The 19,191-nt window shown below is 58.3% G+C and carries 20 protein-coding genes and 1 pseudogene; 8 read left to right on the plus strand and 13 right to left on the minus strand.

Going from position 1 to position 19,191, the window contains the following annotated elements:
- From AC2FNR_RS05470 to AC2FNR_RS05480, 3 genes and pseudogenes are all read right to left on the minus strand, one after another.
- A pseudogene (locus tag AC2FNR_RS05470) lies at positions 1-84 on the minus strand ((2Fe-2S)-binding protein); the annotation flags it as partial.
- 109 nt (positions 85-193) lie between these two features.
- On the minus strand, positions 194-1,195 hold the full coding sequence (locus AC2FNR_RS05475) for a molybdopterin-binding protein (protein ID WP_496848335.1): 1,002 nt from the start codon (positions 1,193-1,195) through the stop codon (positions 194-196).
- Complete coding sequence (locus AC2FNR_RS05480; protein ID WP_496848336.1) at positions 1,192-2,160, minus strand: XdhC family protein; 969 nt, start codon at positions 2,158-2,160, stop codon at positions 1,192-1,194. The genes AC2FNR_RS05475 and AC2FNR_RS05480 overlap by 4 nt, the downstream gene beginning before the upstream one ends.
- 224 nt (positions 2,161-2,384) lie before the next feature.
- On the opposite strand from AC2FNR_RS05480, the gene AC2FNR_RS05485 reads away from it, so the two are divergent.
- Positions 2,385-2,885, plus strand: coding sequence for a hypothetical protein (locus AC2FNR_RS05485; protein ID WP_170353103.1), 501 nt, complete (start codon positions 2,385-2,387; stop codon positions 2,883-2,885).
- A gap of 2 nt (positions 2,886-2,887) precedes the next feature.
- Here AC2FNR_RS05485 and AC2FNR_RS05490 read toward each other — a convergent pair whose 3' ends face one another.
- Both AC2FNR_RS05490 and AC2FNR_RS05495 read right to left on the minus strand, forming a co-directional pair.
- Positions 2,888-4,144, minus strand: a complete 1,257-nt coding sequence (locus AC2FNR_RS05490; protein ID WP_496848337.1) for a vWA domain-containing protein — start codon at positions 4,142-4,144, stop codon at positions 2,888-2,890.
- Positions 4,144-5,052, minus strand: a complete 909-nt coding sequence (locus tag AC2FNR_RS05495) for an AAA family ATPase (protein ID WP_480502907.1) — start codon at positions 5,050-5,052, stop codon at positions 4,144-4,146. The genes AC2FNR_RS05490 and AC2FNR_RS05495 overlap by 1 nt, the downstream gene beginning before the upstream one ends.
- A 152-nt stretch (positions 5,053-5,204) precedes the next feature.
- Between AC2FNR_RS05495 and pyrC the strand changes: the two genes are divergently transcribed.
- Positions 5,205-6,242, plus strand: a complete 1,038-nt coding sequence (gene pyrC, locus AC2FNR_RS05500; RefSeq protein ID WP_496848338.1) for a dihydroorotase — start codon at positions 5,205-5,207, stop codon at positions 6,240-6,242.
- On the opposite strand, the gene AC2FNR_RS05505 is transcribed toward pyrC, so the two are convergent.
- Together AC2FNR_RS05505 and AC2FNR_RS05510 are read right to left on the minus strand one after the other, a co-directional pair.
- The gene (locus AC2FNR_RS05505; RefSeq protein ID WP_496848339.1) at positions 6,239-7,534 is read right to left on the minus strand and encodes an MmgE/PrpD family protein; all 1,296 of its coding nucleotides are present in this window, start codon (positions 7,532-7,534) and stop codon (positions 6,239-6,241) included. The genes pyrC and AC2FNR_RS05505 overlap by 4 nt on opposite strands.
- Positions 7,535-7,572: 38 nt before the next feature.
- Positions 7,573-8,019 (minus strand): type II toxin-antitoxin system RatA family toxin, encoded by a 447-nt coding sequence (locus AC2FNR_RS05510; RefSeq protein ID WP_170353098.1) that lies wholly within the window; start codon positions 8,017-8,019, stop codon positions 7,573-7,575.
- A 73-nt stretch (positions 8,020-8,092) separates the two neighbouring features.
- Here AC2FNR_RS05510 and hpt point away from each other — a divergent pair, with 73 nt between their 5' ends.
- Together hpt and AC2FNR_RS05520 are read left to right on the plus strand one after the other, a co-directional pair.
- Positions 8,093-8,635, plus strand: coding sequence for a hypoxanthine phosphoribosyltransferase (hpt, locus tag AC2FNR_RS05515; protein ID WP_170353097.1), 543 nt, complete (start codon positions 8,093-8,095; stop codon positions 8,633-8,635).
- Between the two features lie 133 nt (positions 8,636-8,768).
- Positions 8,769-9,128, plus strand: coding sequence for a hypothetical protein (locus tag AC2FNR_RS05520; protein ID WP_170353096.1), 360 nt, complete (start codon positions 8,769-8,771; stop codon positions 9,126-9,128).
- A gap of 4 nt (positions 9,129-9,132) precedes the next feature.
- Here the strand turns inward: AC2FNR_RS05520 and AC2FNR_RS05525 are convergent, their stop codons facing one another.
- Both AC2FNR_RS05525 and lipA read right to left on the minus strand, forming a co-directional pair.
- Complete coding sequence (locus AC2FNR_RS05525; protein ID WP_496848340.1) at positions 9,133-10,275, minus strand: amidohydrolase; 1,143 nt, start codon at positions 10,273-10,275, stop codon at positions 9,133-9,135.
- Positions 10,272-11,222, minus strand: a complete 951-nt coding sequence (gene lipA / locus AC2FNR_RS05530; RefSeq protein ID WP_170353094.1) for a lipoyl synthase — start codon at positions 11,220-11,222, stop codon at positions 10,272-10,274. Before lipA ends, AC2FNR_RS05525 begins: the two co-directional genes overlap by 4 nt.
- Before the next feature lie 264 nt (positions 11,223-11,486).
- Here lipA and AC2FNR_RS05535 point away from each other — a divergent pair, with 264 nt between their 5' ends.
- On the plus strand, positions 11,487-12,035 hold the full coding sequence (locus AC2FNR_RS05535; protein ID WP_496848341.1) for a peroxiredoxin: 549 nt from the start codon (positions 11,487-11,489) through the stop codon (positions 12,033-12,035).
- 48 nt (positions 12,036-12,083) lie between these two features.
- On the opposite strand, the gene AC2FNR_RS05540 is transcribed toward AC2FNR_RS05535, so the two are convergent.
- The gene (locus tag AC2FNR_RS05540) at positions 12,084-13,007 is read right to left on the minus strand and encodes a hydrogen peroxide-inducible genes activator (protein ID WP_496848342.1); all 924 of its coding nucleotides are present in this window, start codon (positions 13,005-13,007) and stop codon (positions 12,084-12,086) included.
- 49 nt (positions 13,008-13,056) lie between these two features.
- A complete protein-coding gene (locus AC2FNR_RS05545) occupies positions 13,057-14,163 on the minus strand; it encodes a DUF6456 domain-containing protein (RefSeq protein WP_496848343.1) in 1,107 nt (368 codons plus the stop codon).
- A 242-nt stretch (positions 14,164-14,405) separates the two neighbouring features.
- On the opposite strand from AC2FNR_RS05545, the gene AC2FNR_RS05550 reads away from it, so the two are divergent.
- Positions 14,406-14,705 (plus strand): DUF6477 family protein, encoded by a 300-nt coding sequence (locus AC2FNR_RS05550; protein ID WP_496848344.1) that lies wholly within the window; start codon positions 14,406-14,408, stop codon positions 14,703-14,705.
- On the opposite strand, the gene AC2FNR_RS05555 is transcribed toward AC2FNR_RS05550, so the two are convergent.
- Complete coding sequence (locus AC2FNR_RS05555) at positions 14,706-16,250, minus strand: trimethylamine methyltransferase family protein (RefSeq protein WP_496848345.1); 1,545 nt, start codon at positions 16,248-16,250, stop codon at positions 14,706-14,708. It lies immediately after the preceding gene.
- Positions 16,251-16,405: 155 nt separating this feature from the next.
- On the opposite strand from AC2FNR_RS05555, the gene AC2FNR_RS05560 reads away from it, so the two are divergent.
- Positions 16,406-17,107 carry a DUF2270 domain-containing protein gene (locus tag AC2FNR_RS05560; protein WP_170353088.1) on the plus strand — a complete coding sequence of 234 codons (702 nt, stop codon included), beginning with the start codon at positions 16,406-16,408 and terminating at the stop codon, positions 17,105-17,107.
- On the opposite strand, the gene AC2FNR_RS05565 is transcribed toward AC2FNR_RS05560, so the two are convergent.
- Entirely contained in the window at positions 17,104-17,550 is a 447-nt protein-coding gene (locus AC2FNR_RS05565) for a GNAT family N-acetyltransferase (RefSeq protein WP_496848346.1), read from the minus strand. The two genes, AC2FNR_RS05560 and AC2FNR_RS05565, sit on opposite strands and share 4 nt — an antisense overlap.
- An 81-nt stretch (positions 17,551-17,631) precedes the next feature.
- Here AC2FNR_RS05565 and guaA point away from each other — a divergent pair, with 81 nt between their 5' ends.
- Entirely contained in the window at positions 17,632-19,191 is a 1,560-nt protein-coding gene (gene guaA, locus AC2FNR_RS05570; protein WP_496848347.1) for a glutamine-hydrolyzing GMP synthase, read from the plus strand.

Raw genomic sequence — 19,191 nt, forward strand, 5'->3', positions numbered from 1 at the left:
ACGCAAAAATCCAGACAATAACGTCCGACCCTCAACATCACCGCTCACAGCTACGCCGTTCACAGTCATCGAAACCTGTGCCATGAAATCCTCCCGTTTCGTGTTGTTCCTCGGGTCGAGTTAAACACGCGGGTTTTCATTTGAGAACAAAAATCTGAGACGGTTCAGAGGATTGTCGGGCGAGCCCACCACATCAGGGCTTTCGCGAAGACCGGGGCTGCGGGCGTGTCGGGATCTCTTTCAGCAAGCCGCCGACCCCCATTCCAGCGATATCAAGCCCTGTTGTTTCGACCCCACAGGCCACGCGGGACAAAACCCAATCTGCGCCGTTCAACGCGGGTGAACGTGCACAGCCCGGCAGACCAATCACCGGTCGGTCGCCAAGCGCGCCGAGAAACAGAAGGTTGCCCGGGTCGACCGGCATTCCGAACCGGTCCACTTGCCCTCCGGCGGCGCGTACCGCCTCGGGTGCCACGTCGTACACGTCAGACGTGGCCGAGCCGGTCAGGATCATGACGATATCCCCTTCAGAGTCGGACACAGCCAAGGACAAAGGTTCCGCCTGATGCGGGACGATCCGAACGTCTGACAGTTCCATCCCCAAGGCTTCGACACGCCCCCTGATCGCGGCAATCCCTTTGTCATTCGACGGGCCGCCGGGAATATCAGTCACCACTAGACCCGCAGTTTTGTGGATCGGCGAGACCATACGGATCGATGCCTGCGCCAGACGTGCCGCGTGCATCACATCGCCTCCGGGCACGGCATAAGAGATAACCTTGATCGTCGCCACCATGCCGCCTTCGCCCATCTGCTGGTATTGCGGAACAGTCGCCACGGTGATCATCGGGTTGACGCGATTGAAGGCCTCCAACGCCTCAACATCCAGCACGGCGACGCCCGGTCCATCCGCCAGCAGATTCACGCGACCGGTAAAAGGTTGGGTCACGCGTAAACCCGCCTCGGTTGGGTTCGGAACCAGAGCGGCAGCCAGCATCTGGGCGGCCTCATCCTCGTGACAGTCACCCGGTTCAAGTCGCGCGACAGTGACGGAGCCAAAGCCAGCCTCGGTCAGGTCTTCGATGTGGTCTGCCGTCAGCGCGATGCCTTTGCGCAGCTTACGGTCACCGACCTTGATCGAATGGGCTAGGATCGTGCCGACGGCCTCGGCAACGGGGACAGGACCGAACTTCACGCTTTGCCTCGTAACACGGCGGTCATCTGTGCCAATATGGCGACTGCAATTTCGGACGGATCGGCAGCCCCGATATCCAGACCAACCGGACCATGAATGCGGGCAATCTGATCTTCGGTGAACCCGGCCTCGGTCATACGAGCCACGCGTTTGGCATGGGTCCGGGTCGAGCCCAGAGCACCGATGTAAAACACCCCGGCGGCCAACGCTGATTCCAGTGCCGGGTCGTCCAGCTTGGGGTCGTGGGTCAACAACACCACAGCGGTGCGCGAATCCAGACCCAGCTTGGCAACAGCCTCATCCGGCCAATCAGTCAGTATGTTTTCACCCGGAAAACGGGCGCTGGACGCAAAAGCATCCCGTGGGTCGATAATCGCGGGGTCATACCCTGCAATCCGTGCCATCGGCACCAGCGCCTGCGCAATATGAACCGCACCCACGACAATCAGGCGCAAAGGTGGGTTGTGAACAGCCACAAAGGTCTTGCCGTCCTCTTCGAACCCCGAGCGATCCATGCGCAGCCGGTCGGCATACGCGTTGCGACGCAGCGCGCGGTGGCCGGTCTCGACATTGACCTCATAGGCGAGTGGTTCTCGCGCGGCCCGCGCCTCGACCAGATCACGAAGCATGGGTTCGAGCAGAACGCTTCCGATGGGCTCGACCAGCACCCGAATCGTCCCTCCACAGGCCAGACCAACAGCGAACGCATCTTCGTCGCTGACACCAAATTCCAACAGACGTGCTTCGCCTTCATCTATGGCCTCAAGCGCTTCGACGATCACAGCGCCTTCGACACAACCGCCCGAAACCGAGCCTTCGATACGACCATCGCCGCCAATGACCAACTGCGCGCCCACACGGCGCGGGGCGCTTCCCCAAGTCTCAACCACGGTGGCGAGCGCGGCCTTTTTGCCATTGCTGAACCAGCGCAGCGCAGTTTCTGGGCTGTTGTCGAATCTGTCCATTGCGCCCTCCCATAGTGCTTTGACCCAACATAGGCAGGTTTGGCCAGATGAAAAGGAACCCCGACTTTAAGGTCAGACGCCGCAGTCAGGCTTCGGCGCGAATTGGCTGAGTTTTTACCATTTTCTGCAAAGCATTGATTGTCTACAGAGCAGATTCTAGCCTACACATACATCTACTGCATTCCAGTATGCGCATATTTAATTTTCACAAGGGAGACAAAGAGTTGAAACGCATTTTTGCACTCGGAACAGCAATCGGACTTTTGGCATCCACGGCAGTCAGTGCAGATACATTCCTGCGCTATGGCGAGGTCGAGGGCTGGAAGGTATTCATTGATCAGGACAAAAAATCCTGCCTGATTGAGGCTATAGATGACTCCGAAAACGTGGTTCAGATGGGGCTAACCGAAGATCGCGGCGTTGGCTATGTGGGCGTCTTCACCAAAGAAAAAACCGACATCAAGCGCGGCGATACCGAGGCTGTGGCAATTCTGCTGGGCGACAACCTCTATATCGGTGAAGCCACCGGCATGAAGGGTAACATCACCAAGGGGTATTCGGGCGGTTACGTTCTGTCCAATGATCCCCAATTCGCTGAAGACATTGCCAAGCAAAAGGTGATGCTTGTCTTCCCCGAGAAGGAATTTGCCTTCACCGTGGATCTGACTGGCACCTACAAGGCCATGGAAATGGCCCGCAAGTGCAATGAAGAACAGCTGAGTTAACCCTAACTCGAAAGCGCGGTCATCAGCCGCGCTTTCTCACCCATGTCATCGGGTTTCGAGATGACCTCGGCCAGATCTTCGAGCGAGGCAATAGAATGCCCGGCCCGAAAGCTGTCCACATGCGGCAGCATCGCGGCCACGCCCTGCGCCTTAGGTGCAAACCCGTCCCAGCGCAGCAGTGGGTTCAGCCAGATCAGACGGCGGGCGGAAAGGTGCAGACGCTCCATCTCTTTTCCCAGCGATTGCGGTTCGCCCCGGTCCAATCCGTCCGAGATCAGCAGAACCACCGCACCCTGCCCCATGACGCGCCGCGACCAGTCGCGGTTGAACGCGTGCAGGCATTCGCCGATGCGGGTGCCGCCCTCCCAATCCTGCGCTTCCGCCCCAGCGGCGGCCAAAGCGGCGTCCACATCGCGCTGATGCAGGTGGCGGGTGATATTGGTCAGCCGCGTCCCGAAAGTGAACGCGTGAACCTTGGCCCATCCCGCGCCCTTCGCGTTCGAGACCGAGTGCAGAAAATGAAGGATAATGCGGCTGTATTGGCTCATCGAGCCCGAGATATCACACAGCACCACCAGATTTGGCCAGCGGGTTCGGGGTTTCTGACGGGCGATTTCGTGCAACTCTCCGCCCTGGCGCATGGCGGCGCGCAAGGTGCGGGCGCGGTCTATCCTTTGCCCAACATGGCTGGCTTGACCGCGCCGGGATTCGATTGGTTTTACGGGTAGCGTCATACGGGCCAATATGCGCTTGGCCTGAGCGATCTCGGCGGTGCTCATCTGTTCAAAGTCCAGACTGCGCAGGCGTTCCTCGGACGAGGCGGTTTGAGAAGCGTCGATCTCAAGCTCAGTTTCTTCGCCCGTGTCTTGCGTCTCTGGCTGATCGCGTTCGACACCATCCAGCAGCGCCTCGGCCGCGCGCTTTTCGCCCGCGTCGGCCTTGCGGTCTTCCTGAACACCACGGATCGCAGGCAGCATCATGGCCATCATATGCTCCATATACCGCGGGTCGCGCCAATACATGCGAAAGACCTGCGCGAACACTGTGCGATGTTCGGGACGGTTCACGAAACAGGCGTGCAGGGTCCAGTAGAAATCCTGCTTTTCCGAGAACCCGGCAGCCTGCACCGCGCGGATGGCATCGACAACACGGCCCGTACCTATGGGCAATCCCGCCTTGCGCAGGGCCCGCGCGAAATGGGTGATGTTCTGCGCCAGTTTGGGGTCATCTGGGATATCTAGGGGAAGCTGCTCCGCCATCACACCGGTTCGAGCGTGGCTTTGGCTTCGTCCAGAATACGTTTTGCCTCAGACCCTTGGAGTTTCTGGATGTCGTCCTGGTACTTCAGGATCGCGCCCAGCGTATCGCCGATCACTTCGGGGCTGAGGTTGATCACATCAAGCGCCAGGAGGCATTTGGCCCAATCGATCGTCTCTGCAACGCCGGGTTTCTTGAACAGGTCTTCGGTGCGCAAATGCTGGACGAAGGCCACCACTTCGCGGCTGAGTTCCTGTGCCGCTTCGGGTGCGCGGGCGTGGAGGATTTCGATCTCGCGCTCGAAATCGGGGTAGTCGACCCAATGATAGAGGCAACGGCGTTTCAGGGCGTCATGCACCTCGCGCGTGCGGTTCGAGGTGACGATGACAATGGGCGGTTCGGGCGCTTTAACAGTGCCCAGTTCGGGGATTGTAACCTGAAAATCGCTGAGCGCCTCCAGCAGGAACGCCTCGAACGGTTCATCCGTGCGGTCAAGTTCGTCGATTAGCAGGACCGGCGCGCCGTGTTCATCTGGGCGCATAGCCTGCAACAGCGGGCGTTCGATCAGGTAGTCGTCCGAGAACAGCTCGGATTGCAGGGCACCCCTGTCGGCGCCGCCCGAGGCTTCGGCGGTGCGGATTGCCACCATTTGCGCCGGGAAGTTCCATTCGTAGACAGCCGAGGACGCATCCAGCCCCTCGTAACACTGCAGTCGGATCAGGCGGCGGTTCAGCCCGGCGGCCAGCGCCTTGGCGATCTCGGTCTTGCCGACCCCGGCCTCACCCTCCAGAAACAACGGGCGGCCCAGTTTCAGCGACAGGAAGACGACCGTGGCCAAGGCCCGCCCGCAGACATAGCCCTGATCGCCCAGCATAGTCTGAACGGCGTCGATGGAATTTGGCTGCGTCATGGCGATCTCCCTCGGGGCACAAGAGGTCACGACGGCGGGCGCGCGTCAAGACCAGGGCTTTGCAAGGAGTTACGACGTTCGGGCATATTGACAAGGGGCAGCCGTGCATTCGGGGCCTTTCACGGCTGCGCGCACTGTGCTAGCCGGGGGCCATGACCGATACCCTGACGATCCGCCGCCCCGACGACTGGCACCTGCATCTGCGCGATGGCGCGATGCTTGAGGCCGTCCTGCCCGAAACCGCGCGTCATTTCGCCCGCGCGATCATCATGCCGAACCTCGTGCCGCCCGTGGTGCGCGGCGATCAGGCCGCCGCCTATCGCGACCGCATTCTGGCCGCCTTGCCCGAAGGCATGACGTTTGAGCCGCTGATGACCCTCTATCTGACCGAGGACACGGATGCCGAAGACGTCGCCGCAGCCCAAGCCAGCGGGCTGATCAAAGCGTGCAAGCTGTATCCGGCTGGGGCCACGACCAATTCGGCCTCGGGCGTGAGGGATTTCGGCAAGATACGCCCGGTGCTGGAAAAGATGGCCGAGATTGGCCTGCCCATGTGTGTGCATGGCGAGGTCACGGATGCGGATATCGACATTTTCGACCGCGAGGCCGTGTTTATCGACCGTGTTCTGGACCCGATCCGTAAGTCGACCCCCGGCTTGCGCGTGGTGATGGAGCATATCACCACCGCAAACGGTGTGGACTACGTCAAGGCCAATGACACCGATCTGGGCGCAACGATCACGGCCCATCACCTGATCATCAACCGTAACCATATTCTGGTTGGCGGGATCAAACCGCATTACTACTGCCTGCCCGTCGCCAAGCGCGAAGAACACCGGCTGGCGCTTTTGGCTGCTGCGACCTCGGGTGATGCAAGGTTCTTTTTGGGCACCGACAGCGCGCCGCATACGGATGCGAACAAGGAAATGGCCTGTGGCTGTGCCGGGTGCTTCACCGCGACGAACACGATGTCACTAGTGGCCGAGATGTTCGACCGTGAAGGGGCGTTGGACAAGCTGGAAGGGTTCACCTCGCTCAATGGCCCCGGTTTCTATGGCCTGCCGGTGAATGAGGACACGATCACACTAACCAAGGGCGAACCGGTCGTGTATCCCGAAAAAATCGACTCTGGTGACGGGCCTGTCACGGTGTTCGACCCAGGATTCCCGCTGCATTGGCGCGTGGTCTAATCCGCTAGCAATGCCGCCAGATCGCGGGCGCGGCCTCCGGTGCGCAGCATCGACCAGATCGCGTCCGCCTCGTCACCTCCGATCAGCTTGGCAGCCTTGCCACGCACCCGATCCTCACGCTCGGACAAGGGCAACGGGGTCAGAAGATCATGACTGGCCTCTTTGCGCGCGCCGTCACGGCGCAACAGGGTCAGGTGGGCTTGCGTCTCGGACAGCGTTTCATCCTCCTCAACCGTGACGCGGTCGCGCAGCGATGTCAGGCGCGGATCGGCGCAGGTTTTCTCGGAATAGCTGGCGGGCAAGGCGGTGTCATATCCCAGCGCCTGCATCGCAATCACTGTCCGATATGAGAACTTTGCGCCCAGCCCGGTGGTCGGAGACATCTGGTTGCACACGCTCATCCAGCGCGGATGGGTCTTAACCGCGATCTCGGCCACTTCGGGTTCTGCAATGTCCAACGCGCGCGCGGCCTCAAGTGCCGCGTGCAAACCGTGGCAGCAGGCGTGGAACTTGTGGCTGACGGATTCAAACAGCCAGTCATCACCCAATCCGTCCAGCGCAGGTTGTGCGTCACCTTGCCCCTGATGCGTAGCCCCGAACCCACGGGGGCCCTCTAGCGCATCCGCGTTAGGGTCGAACCCTTTGGCGATCAGTAGCGCCGCCTCGACCCCGGCAGAGGCGGCAAGCCCGGCGTTATAGGGTTTGCCCATCGTCCCGAACTGCGCCTTGAGCCCCGCCGCACGTGTGGCCGTCAGACCCAGAACCTTGCGCATCTGACCCTCATCGAACCGAAGGATTCGGCCCGCTGCGACAGCTGCCCCAAATGCCCCGGCGGTCGCGGTCTGATGAAACCCGGCCTGATAATGGTCGCGCCCCAACCACAGGCCCACGCGGATCGAGATCTCCATCCCCACCAAAGCCGCCTCGAGGACATCTACCAGAATGCGGTCATCCCACTCGCCGACCGCAAGGGCCACAGGCAGAATAGCCACGGACGGATGCCCGATATAGGCGAAATGCGTGTCGTCATAATCCAGCGCATGGGACACCGTCCCGTTAACCAGTGCCGCACCTCGCAAGGGCGCGGCCCCACCGCCGAACAGATGCGCCTGTGCTTCGCCGCCCTCGTCAAGAACCAGCGCGCGTACGGATTTCGAAACGGGCTCGTCTTCTCCAGCCCGCCCTACGGCCAGCCAATCCAGAACGGACAAAGACGTTACAATCCGAGCCTGCTGCGACGTAGATACGGGACTGGCCGCGAACCCGGCCAAGGCGTTGGTAAAATCACTCATGCGGCGCAGTCTAGCGTGCGCCGGGAATGGGTAAAGCCTCAGCTGTACAAATCTGCGGCGCGGGCCTCGAAGGCTTTGACCACCCGCTGCATGGCCTCGTTGAACACGACGCCGATGATGCCCTGCAGGATGGCATTCTTGAACTCGAAATCCACATGGAACGAGATGTTGCAGCCCCCATCAGCCGCGTCTTCGAACCGCCAGTCGGATTTCATGTATTTGAACGGCCCGTCCAGATACTCGGTGTCGATCCGGCGATCCTCGGCGTGTAGCGTCACACGGCTGCCGAACCGTTCGCGGAACACTTTGAAGGAAATCACAAGATCGGCCTCCAGCACCTGGGCCTCGCCCGCCGCATAAGTGCGCCTGATCCGGGCCGCCGCGCACCACGGCAAAAACTGCGGATATTTCGCCACATCTGCGACAAGGTCATACATCTGCTGAGCGGTATACGGCAGGTGACGTGTCTCGGAATGGGTCGGCATGGCGGTCCGCTATTTGCAGGTGACAATGGCGCGTCATGTCGTATGTTGCGCGCCAAAGATCAAGGGGGCAGTGATGACAGACCGCGCATATGTGATAGATGAGATGATCTCGGCCAAGGCCATCGCCGCCCGGATCGAAGAACTTTGCCGCGAGATCACGCAGGAATTCGGCAACACCGACAAGTTGGTTGTTGTGGGTCTGTTGCGCGGCAGTTTTGTGTTCATCGCAGATCTGGTGCGCGAACTGGATCTGCCAATCGAGGTGGATTTCCTTGAGGCGTCCTCGTACGGCGACTCGATGGAGAGCAGCCGTGAAGTACGCATTCTCAAGGACTTGCGCGGCGCAATTGAAGGACGCGATGTGCTGGTCGTCGAAGATATCGTCGATACTGGCCATACCCTGAACCACGTGACCAAACTGTTGCGCAGCCGTAAACCCGCGCGGCTGAAATCCATCGCCTTGCTCGACAAGCCCAGCAGGCGCGAGGTCGATTTCCGCTCAGACTGGATCGGGTTTGAAATACCTGATGAGTTTGTCGTGGGCTACGGCATCGACTACGCGCAGCGCAATCGCAACCTGCCGTTTATCGGTAAGGTTCGATTTGTCGAAGACTGAGCGGCCTTCTGACCTATCCATCTTGTGCAAGTAGCAGTGGTTAAGCTTCCTAAAAATTCATCTATTGGAATATTATTGGACATTTCTCCCAGCAAGAGACTACCATTCGAGTACTTTGGGAGGTTTTATACATATGAAAACACTGTCTATTGGGATTCTGGCGGCTTTCGCGCTAGGCGCAACAGTTGGAATTGCGGATGCAAAAGACAACAAAGGCAAAGGTAAAGGCCCCGACAAGTCGAAAATTGAAAAGTCGCTAAAAACAAATAAAGGCGTCGGTGTACCGCCCGGACAAATCAAGCGCTATACGCGAGGTCAGAAAATCCCTAATGACTTGGATTTTGACTATCTTGACGATCTGGATGGTTGGAAGTTGAAACCCCTGCCCGCCGGTCAGAGGTATATCCGCGTAGACGACGAAATCCTGTCGATATCCGATGACACAAAGACAGTTATTGATGCCGTTGGAATCGTCGGTGATCTTGTAAACTGAGGGCTCAGCCTACAAGAGATCGAATTACCGCACTGAATACATCTACCCCTACAGGGATCAGCGCATCCGGAAAATCATAGTCCGGGTTGTGCAATTGCGGGTGCGTTTGTCCGGCACCCAGCCAAAACATCGCCGCCGCGGCGCTTTTGCCAAACTGGCCGAAGTCCTCGGAAAATTTCTGGGGTTCTGTCGTAAAAGTACAAGGAACGCCGAGCGCGGCGCAGGCCTCAGCTACAGTGGCTACCGCCTGCGCGTTGTTTGTGCAGGCCTCGAACACATCCTCATAGGTGATTTCAACCGCAAGACCCTGGGTTTCTGCGGTTTGAGTGACAAGCCCTTCGGCTTCAGCAATCAGGTTCTGCATCCGAGCGTCGGATACGGTGCGCAGCGTCACCCACAGCTCGGCCTCGCCCGGGGCCACGCCAAACGTGGGTTCGCCCAGCCGGGCATGAGTCACAGTGGTAAGGGCGAAATCGGCATTCAGTGCGCCGCCCGATCCCAAACCTGCCAGTTGCGGAATCAAAGACGCAAGCGCTTTTGCCGGAGAGACTCCATCCTGCGGTTCCGCTGCGTGCGAGGTCTTACCCTTAAGCACCACTCTCATCCCACGTGACGCACAGTTGGCAGGGCCTGCACACAACGACACCTCACCCAGCGCGAGGCCGGGCAGATTGTGCAACGAAAATACATGGTCCGGCGCGATGGACGCGAACTGGGGATGAGCGCGAAAGCCTGCAGCCCCCTGCCCGGTCTCCTCGGCGGGTTGAAAGATCAGAACCACCCGGCCCCTTTTCGGGCGGGTCTCCGCCAGATGATCAGCTACGCCCAGAACCATGACCATATGGCCATCATGTCCACACAGATGCCCCTTGCCCACCACGCGCGAGGCATAGCCTGCATCCGATATTTCCTGAATCGGCAGCCCGTCCAACTCGCACCTTATCGCCACTGTGGGCCCGGGCTGGCCGCTGTCGAATATTCCAGCCACGCCATGCCCGCCGATCCCGGTCAATACCTGATCGGCATCGCGCGCGCGCAATTCATCAGCGATCCGGGCGGCCGTTTCGGCCTCCTGCCCGGACAATTCAGGATATTGATGCAATTCGTGCCGCAGCCGGGTCAGCCGGGCCAACGCCTCGGGGCTCACCCTTGTTCGAGCTTTGCCTGACGAGCGTCACGCAGGCGCGCAAAGTCGTCACCTGCGTGATATGACGAACGTGTTAGCGGAGTCGCCGATACCATCAGGAAACCTTTACCAAAAGCAGCCTTCTCGTATGAAGCGAACTCCTCGGGCGTTACAAAGCGGTCAACACCGTGATGTTTTGGCGTCGGCTGTAGGTATTGGCCAATGGTCAGGAAATCGATATCGGCAGCGCGCATGTCATCCATAACCTGCCGAACCTCTTGCTCGCCCTCACCCAGACCAACCATGATGCCGGATTTGGTGAAGATCGAGGGGTCCATCTCTTTAACACGCTGCAACAGGCGCAGGCTGTGGAAATAGCGCGCACCGGGGCGAACTTGCGGATAGAGGCCGGGAACGGTTTCCAGATTGTGGTTGAACACATCCGGCTTGGCCTCGACCACGGTTTCCAGAACCGCAGGATCACACTTCAGAAAATCGGGGGTCAGAATCTCGATCGTGGTCTTGGGCGAGCGATGACGCACGGCGCGGATGGTCTGCGCAAAATGCTCGGCCCCACCATCGGCAAGATCATCACGGTCCACCGAAGTGATAACCACGTGGTTTAGCCCCAGCTTTTGCACCGCATGGGCCACGCGGCCCGGCTCGAACGCGTCCAGTTCATCAGGGCGGCCAGTGGCGATGTTGCAGAAGGTGCAGCCACGGGTACAGATTTCGCCCATGATCATCATGGTGGCGTGGCCCTGGCTCCAGCATTCACCGACATTGGGGCACCCGGCTTCTTCGCAGACGGTGACCAAATTGTTTTCACGCATAATCTTGTGCGTTTCTGCATAGCCCTTGCCCCCCGGTGCCCGCACCCGAATCCATTTCGGTTTTTTCGGCTGCGCATTGTCCTGACGATGCGCTTTTTCGGGATGACGTTGTTCGGGGATCTTCAGATCACGCACGGCGGCTTTCCTGACTTAGGGTCACTTGGGTGGGATTTAGTACATTCCTGTGTAACAAGCTAGCCCACCCGTGCATAGCTGCCATGACCGCGCACCATGCATCTGCAGAATACTGACTGTACTGATTTCGTCGATTATCGCGATATTTCCGCGTCTTCCAATAAATATCAGAAAATTCGCATCTGCGAAAACAAGCCCATTGAAGCACATTTAGAACTGTTTTAAATCCGCCTCAATTCACACAGGAATCACAGGAATTTGAACATGAAGACCGGGACCGAGCTGCCGAAAGTGACCTTCCGCACCCGAGTGCGTGACGAGGCCGTCGAAGGCCCCAACCCCTATCGCTGGGAAGACAAGACCACCGCAGATTACTTCGCCGGCAAGCGCGTGATCCTGTTCTCGTTGCCAGGTGCATTCACGCCCACCTGCTCGACCTACCAACTGCCCGGTTTTGAAAACGGCTTTGCCGACTTCAAGGAAAACGGCATTGATGAGATCTACTGCATGTCGGTCAATGACAGCTTTGTCATGAACAAATGGGCGCAAGATCAGGGCTTGAAGAACGTCAAGGTCATTCCCGATGGATCGGGTGAGTTCACACGAAAGATGGGGATGCTGGTCGACAAAGACAATCTGGGATTCGGAATGCGTTCGTGGCGCTATGCGGCCATCATCACCGACGGCGTTGTCGAAGCGTGGTTCGAAGAGCCCGGACTGATGGATAACTGCCCCGAAGACCCCTATGGCGTATCATCTCCGGAAAATCTGATGACGCATCTGGAAGCAGAGAAAGAGCTAACTCTGGCCTGATCGCGACTTTGAGTACCTCTGCAAGACCCGCCCTGTTGGCGGGTCTTTTCATGTCCGCGTGGCTGAAACGATATCCGTTCCGACGGCTCGGATGACCCCGGCCAGACTGTCAAACCAGTCTTCACCCCGGGTAGAAATCCGACGCACCAACCCTACAGTCCGGAAGGGTTGTGGTGCGCCGAAACGCTTTAAGCTTAGACCTCGCACAGCACCAATCTCGGCCTGCGCGGCCAGTTCCGGCATCAAGGTCAAACCAAATCCCTCGGCAACAAGACGCGACAATGTCGCCAGCGAAGAAGCTCCCATATTAATCAAGCCGCTGCTGCGGTCCTGACCGCAGACCTCAAGCGCTTGATCTGTCAGGCAATGCCCGTCGTCCAAAAGCATCAACTGAGTGGTTTGAAGGTCCACCGGTCGCAAAGCCTCGGTGTCGCGCTGCATGGTTTCCAACCGGCCAGCACTGCCCGCCAGTAAAAACCTGTCTTCGAACAAAGGCTGCTCGAACAACTCAGAGCCGCCCGAGGGCAGAGCCATGACCCCCGCATCAATGTCACCAGCCCGTAGCATGTCCAACAGTCGATCGGTTCGCGCCTCGCGAATCTGCACGCGCAACGAAACGTCCATCGTCCGCAATCCTGCTAAGACACCGGGCAGAATATAGGGTGCAATCGTCGGGATGATCCCGATCGACAACGAACGGTGACCGCCCGAATGATCTCGAGCAAACTGGTCGAGACGACTAGCGGCCCCCAAAACCTGCTGCGCATAGTCCAGAACATCCCGCCCCAACGGGGTTAACAGGATGTCGCGCGCTTGTCGTTCAAACAGCGGGCCGCCCAGCGTTTCCTCAAGCGTTTTGATCTGCACTGACAGGGCGGGTTGTGACACGTTGCATTTCTGCGCCGCCCTGCCGAAATTTCGCTGTTCGGCCACTGCGCTGAAATATTGAAGTTGTCGGAGCGTAAAATTCATAACCCCTGATTATCTCAATGCGCATTATCCGCAACCGCAAATTATCGCGCTAGCCTATCATCCGGCTCTTTTCGGCTTGGCTCTCATAGTGGCGTTTCAACCGTTGACGTGCAATCCGCAGCACAATTTTGCCCGAGCGTGCAGACCACCCCATGCGTTTCTCGGCCAGTTCCAAACCCTCCAGATAACAACAGCAGCGCAGTGCAACATCGCTGAGGCCCGGCCCCAGATCGGACAGAGCCCGTTCGACCCGATCGCGCGCATCGGAAGAGCCCCGCCCGTCCTTCACACCCGCGCCAAAACTGCCGCGCCCTCCTGCCGTCAGGAAATGATCCCAGTTCTGCGCGACCTGAGGACCGATCTGAGCAAGTTCAAAATCCTCACGCAGCCTCTCACCCGCCCGAACCAGTGCTTCGTCCAGAAAAGGCTTTCCGTCCCGATCCCGACGCCGCGCCAAGGCGATCAGAGGGCTTTCAGCGGCGCTGTACCGTATGCGCCGCGGACGTTCTGTCTTTGTAGCGCCCACTTGCGCAAGGGATGAGGCCGGCTGAAACGGCGCTTGTGCCTCGGCCAACCCGAAATCATTTCGGTTACGTGCCTTGTTTTCCGCCTCGGCCACAAGCTGGCTTAGCGCAGCACGACCCGAAGTCGAAATCCGATAACGTGAAATTCGTCCGGGGTTATCGCACGTGATCCAGTCCTTCAAAGCCAAGGCTTGAGCGGTTTTGCAATCCACTACAGCCGTACGCGTGGTACCGCTGTCACCCGCATCGCGCACTACAACGGCCTTATCCATTTCTTCGGCCACGGCTAGAACTGACCCAGTTTCGCAAAGCCGCCTGAGAACGCGCATCGCCTCTCGATTGAATTTTTCCTCGGCCGCAGCAAGATCGACTTCCTGAGCGGCCGGAAAGGTGCAACTCTGTTGAGCTGTGTCCGAAAAATGAGCTTCCGCCAGCGTCTGAAGCGCAGCATCCACCAGCGGATCGTCTCGCCGCATCTCAATCCGGCGAATTTGTCTGAGTATGGTCGACGCATGGCACCCCGCTGACCGCGCTATATCGCGGATCGACTGACCGGTTTCGGTATGCGCGAGATACCTCTGCGCCCCTTCGGGTACCCAAGCCGGAATGGTAAAAGCCACGTTATTTTCCATAGTTACTTGCCCTCGTCGACAAAACAATTCCGTTCCCAATCGCCCCCGATAAATGTGTTAACCAATTCTAACTAGAGCCGCTTTCGTTACTCGTTCGTTAACCAACAGGGACGAAAACCAGATTTGCTTCAAAATCATAAACACTCATGAAACCATCGTTCGGAGGGAATGCTGTTAAGGCAACGCCCGCTTAGGTTGTGTGACAAAGAGGGCAACTTTTACTCGGACCAAGGAACCCCGACATGCAGGACCTGATGACCATGATAGCTGCCCTTCGCCGCCCTCGTTTGCTTGCGCGGGCTGCAAAACACGGAGCGCAGGACTACGATCGAGATCGTCATCTTCAACGTCTGTTGGGCTATGGTACACTGCCCGGATCTGGCGCGGCACTCATGCAGTTGATGGAAAAGGAGAAAGATGTAAACGCGCAAAGGCTGGCCGAAGACGCCGCCTATTCTCTGGTCCGCCATCTGGACCTGTTGATCGCGTTACTGGGCGAGGCGCAGCTGTACAAGGCCAGCCGCGCCGCGCAATATCAGTGATCAGGCAAAGGCATCCGGCATAGAGGCCTTTTTCTTCTCGATATACTCATTCAGAGCGGCATGGATCGCCGGGTCGAGCTGCGGCTGCTGGTAGTTTGCCAGCAGATGTTCGACCCGCGAAGTGGCCAGTTGCCGTGTATCCCGACCGCCTTCATCTTCCCAGGTCTCGAATGGCTTGTAGTCAAGCAGTTCCGATTTCCAGAACGCGTCCTTGAAGTTGGCCTGCGTGTGGGCGCAGCCAAGGTAGTGACCACCGGGGCCCACTTCGCGGATCGCATCCATCGCCTGTGCGTTGTCGTCAAAGGCGACGCCTTTGGCCACGCCGTGCAGAACACCCAACTGGTCAGCATCCATGACGAACTTTTCAAAGTCCGCCACCAGACCACCTTCCAGCCAGCCGCAGGAATGCAGCATAAAGTTAACACCGGCCATCAGCCCCATGTTCAGCGAGTTCGCGGTTTCATATGCGGCCTGCGCGTCAGGCAGTTTCGAGCCGCAGAACGACCCTGCTGACCGGTATGGCAACCCAAGGCGTCGCGCCAACTGACCCGCACCATAGGTAACCAAAGACGCCTCAGGCGTCCCGAAGGTTGGCGCGCCCGAATTCATGTCAATCGACGACACAAACGCGCCAAAGATCGCTGGTGCGCCGGGACGGATGATCTGGCTATAGGCGACACCGGCCAGAACCTCGGCCAGAACTTGCGTCAGCGTCCCCGCTACCGAAACCGGAGCCATCGCACCGCCCACGATGAAGGGCGAAATGATGCAGGCTTGATTGTTCGCGGCGTACACCTCCAGCGAGCCCATCATCACATCGTCGAAGGTCATCGGCGAGTTGATGTTGGTCAACGAGGTCATGACGGTGTTTTCCTGCACGAACTCTTTACCGAACAGAATCTCGCACATCTCGACCGAGTCCTGCGCGCGGCTTGGATCAGTAACCGAACCCATGAAGGGTTTGTCCGACAAAGTCATGTGCGCCATCAACATATCCAGGTGGCGCTTGTTCACCGGCACATCTGTCGGTTCGCAGACCGTACCACCCGAGTGGTGCAACCACTTGGACATGTAGGCCAGTTTCACGAACTTGTTGAAATCATCCATGGTCGCATAACGACGACCACCCTGAGCATCACGCACAAATGGAGGGCCATAAACTGGTGCAAGAACCAGTTTGCGGCCGCCGACAACCACCGATTTTTCGGGGTTTCGCGCGTGCTGCGTGAATTCGCTGGGCGCGGTTTTGATCAGTTCACGCGCCAACCCTCGGGGGATACGCACACGCTCGCCATCAATGTCGGCACCGGCGTTCTTCCAGCGCTCTAGTGCAGCGGGGTTGTCGACAAAGTTGACGCCAACCTCGGCCAGAATGGTTTCAGCGTTGCTTTCGATAATTTCTAGCGCTTCCTCGTTCAGAACTTCAAAATTCGGAATGTTGCGCTCGATATACTTCGCCGTTTCGATACGAACCGCGGTACGCTCGGCCCGGCGGGCGGCTCCGCCACCGCTTCTGGCTCTGCGTCGGGTGTTTGCCTCTGTCATGAGATGATCCCGTTAAACATGTTCACGTTGGACATTGTGTTACCGGAACAGCCGGAGTCACCAGACGTGGATTACGTCGCAATAGGGGTAAAAGCGACATGATCAGCCATTCGCTTTTGTTTTGACCCAATTTCACGAATGCTCAAAATGTAAGCATGGATTCGGAAACGCCTCACGCCGCGGGCCCATCTGCGGAACGAAAAAGTCTGGACGCGGCCGAGATTGGTGCAGTTGCGCACCTTTACCGCGGCGAAGTTTACCGGAGCACGATCTGGCGCACACGACTGGACACCACGACCAACTGGGCAGTTGTCACATTGGGCGTTGCGCTGTCGATTTCTTTTTCATCGCCCGAGGCTTCACCGCTTCCACTGGTACTTGTTGGCGTTCTGATTATCCTTTTCCTGATGCTCGAAGCGCGGCGCTACCGGTATTTCAATGTGTGGCGCGCCCGGGCCAGATGGCTGGAAACCCATTTCTATGCACCACTTCTGTATGACGGCGATCTTCACATGGAAGAGAACTGGCAAAAGGTTTTGGCTCAGGACTATTTACACCCACGCTACCACGTCAGCCTGATGATCGCGATCGGGCGGCGAATCCGAAGGAATTATCTGTGGATATTATTGATCCAGAGCCTTGCCTTTTGCGTCAAGATTTCGGTCCATCCGACACCGGTTGAAAGTTTTCATCAGGCCCTCGATCGAGCCGATGTCGGCCCCATTCCCGGTGAGTTTCTTATCCTCACAGGCATTTTCTACATACTTTGCTGGTCCCTCATCGCGATCTGGAGTTACCGGGCAGATGTCAGCCGTGCCTCTCATCGAGGTCGCGAAAAATCGGAATCGATGGGCTAATCTGCTTCGAGTGTTTTTTGCATGGCCACGGAATTTCCGCTGACTTCCGTTTCAATCCAACCCAGATGCGCATAGATCGCGCGGGTATCTCGCATCAGCCGATGCGTGCGCAATACCATCAGGGTGCATTCGGCTTCGCGCGCTTCGGCCTCAACCCGGGCAAGCAGCTTTCCGGCAATTCCCTGCCCTTGCGCCTTTGGTGACACGGCCAGATTGAAAACCTTCATCTCGGCGCCTTGCCGTGCAAAAATGATCACCCCCGCCAAACGGTCATCTGAAACGGCAATAACCACCCTATTGTCAGCGATATCCTGATCAATACCCGCAGTCACATCCGGTAAATCGGTAAGGTATTCACGCGCGCTTAAATAAGCCGCATTTATGCAATCAGTGATCGCCGTGGCGTCTTTCTGAGTCGCGTTCGCGAAACGAATGGCAGTCATTGATCCAATCTCCCTCTCGTATCTGGTCAGAAACACCTCATAACGCTTGCACATACCCGCCGTGCAACCTAATAGCCAACCATGAGCCAGACATCCCATGACCGCCTATTGATCATCGACTTCGGCAGCCAGGTAACGCAGCTTATCGCCCGTCGCCTGCGCGAGCTTAACGTCTACTGCGAAATCCACCCCTACCAGAATGTTACTATGGACTTTGTGCGCCAGATGGCACCCAAGGCTGTAATCTTCTCAGGCGGACCGGACAGCGTCACACGCGAGGGCTCACCCCGCGCCCCGCAAGAAATTTTCGACTATGGCGTGCCGATCCTTGGTATCTGCTACGGCCAGCAAGTGATGATGCACCAACTGGGTGGCAAGGTCGAAAGCGGCCACGGTACTGCCGAATTCGGTCGTGCCTTCGTCACTCCCAAGGGTCAGCTGGACATTCTGGACGGTTGGTTCGCCGAGGGTGACGAGCAGGTCTGGATGAGCCATGGCGATCACGTCAGTGAAATCGCTCCGGGGTTTGAGGTGTTCGGGACGTCTCCAAATGCGCCCTTTGCCATCACCGCCGACAGCTCGCGCCATTTCTATGCAGTACAGTTCCACCCCGAGGTGCACCACACCCCCAAAGGTGCGAAACTGTATGAGAATTTCGTCAGGCTGGCTGGGTTCAACGGCGACTGGACCATGGGCGCCTATCGCGAGCAGATGATCGAACAAATCCGCGAACAGGTGGGCGACAAGAAAGTCATTTGCGGTCTGTCCGGCGGCGTCGACAGCTCGGTCGCCGCGATCCTGATCCACGAGGCGATCGGCGACCAGTTGACCTGTGTGTTCGTCGACCATGGGTTGCTGCGCAAGAACGAGGCCGAGGAAGTCGTCGGCATGTTCCGCGACAACTATAACATCCAGCTAATCCACGCCGATGAAAGCGAGCTGTTCCTTGGTGAGCTGGAAGGCCAGTCCGACCCCGAGACCAAACGCAAGATCATCGGCAAGCTGTTCATCGACGTGTTCCAGAAACACGCCGACACCATCGACGGGGCCGAGTTCCTAGCACAAGGTACGCTCTACCCGGATGTCATTGAATCGGTGTCCTTTTCCGGCGGCCCCTCGGTCACGATCAAGTCGCACCACAATGTCGGCGGCCTGCCCGAGAAAATGGGCCTGAAACTTGTCGAGCCGCTGCGCGAACTGTTCAAGGACGAGGTCCGCGCTTTGGGCCGCGAACTGGGCCTGCCTCAGAGTTTCATCGGTCGTCACCCCTTCCCCGGCCCCGGCCTGGCGATCCGCTGCCCTGGCGAAATCACCCGCGAAAAGCTGGAAATTCTACGCGAGGCAGATGCCGTCTATATCGACCAAATTCGTAAACACGGCCTTTACGACGAGATTTGGCAGGCCTTCGTGGCGATCCTGCCCGTGCGCACCGTGGGTGTAATGGGTGACGGACGCACTTATGACTATGCCTGCGCCCTGCGGGCCGTGACCTCGGTCGATGGAATGACCGCAGATTATTATCCCTTCACCCATGAATTCCTGGGCGAGACGGCCACGCGGATCATCAACGAGGTCAAGGGGATCAACAGATGCACTTATGACATCACCTCGAAGCCTCCGGGCACAATCGAGTGGGAATGA

The organism is Ruegeria sp. SATB045 (assembly GCF_059613525.1).

Bases quoted from the DNA above. Each gene is read 5' to 3' on its own strand.
- AC2FNR_RS05535 (WP_496848341.1), top strand. From the start codon at position 11,487: ATGAAGACCGGGACCGAGCTGCCGAAAGTGACCTTCCGCACCCGAGTG.
- AC2FNR_RS05520 (WP_170353096.1), top strand. From the start codon at position 8,769: ATGAAAACACTGTCTATTGGGATTCTGGCGGCTTTCGCGCTAGGCGCA.
- AC2FNR_RS05510 (WP_170353098.1), bottom strand. From the start codon at position 8,019: ATGCCGACCCATTCCGAGACACGTCACCTGCCGTATACCGCTCAGCAG.
- AC2FNR_RS05565 (WP_496848346.1), bottom strand. From the start codon at position 17,550: ATGACTGCCATTCGTTTCGCGAACGCGACTCAGAAAGACGCCACGGCG.
- AC2FNR_RS05505 (WP_496848339.1), bottom strand. From the start codon at position 7,534: ATGAGTGATTTTACCAACGCCTTGGCCGGGTTCGCGGCCAGTCCCGTA.
- AC2FNR_RS05540 (WP_496848342.1), bottom strand. From the start codon at position 13,007: ATGAATTTTACGCTCCGACAACTTCAATATTTCAGCGCAGTGGCCGAA.
- hpt (WP_170353097.1), top strand. From the start codon at position 8,093: ATGACAGACCGCGCATATGTGATAGATGAGATGATCTCGGCCAAGGCC.
- AC2FNR_RS05490 (WP_496848337.1), bottom strand. From the start codon at position 4,144: ATGGCGGAGCAGCTTCCCCTAGATATCCCAGATGACCCCAAACTGGCG.
- AC2FNR_RS05480 (WP_496848336.1), bottom strand. From the start codon at position 2,160: ATGGACAGATTCGACAACAGCCCAGAAACTGCGCTGCGCTGGTTCAGC.
- guaA (WP_496848347.1), top strand. From the start codon at position 17,632: ATGAGCCAGACATCCCATGACCGCCTATTGATCATCGACTTCGGCAGC.
- AC2FNR_RS05555 (WP_496848345.1), bottom strand. From the start codon at position 16,250: ATGACAGAGGCAAACACCCGACGCAGAGCCAGAAGCGGTGGCGGAGCC.
- AC2FNR_RS05495 (WP_480502907.1), bottom strand. From the start codon at position 5,052: ATGACGCAGCCAAATTCCATCGACGCCGTTCAGACTATGCTGGGCGAT.
- AC2FNR_RS05550 (WP_496848344.1), top strand. From the start codon at position 14,406: ATGCAGGACCTGATGACCATGATAGCTGCCCTTCGCCGCCCTCGTTTG.
- AC2FNR_RS05545 (WP_496848343.1), bottom strand. From the start codon at position 14,163: ATGGAAAATAACGTGGCTTTTACCATTCCGGCTTGGGTACCCGAAGGG.
- pyrC (WP_496848338.1), top strand. From the start codon at position 5,205: ATGACCGATACCCTGACGATCCGCCGCCCCGACGACTGGCACCTGCAT.
- AC2FNR_RS05560 (WP_170353088.1), top strand. From the start codon at position 16,406: ATGGATTCGGAAACGCCTCACGCCGCGGGCCCATCTGCGGAACGAAAA.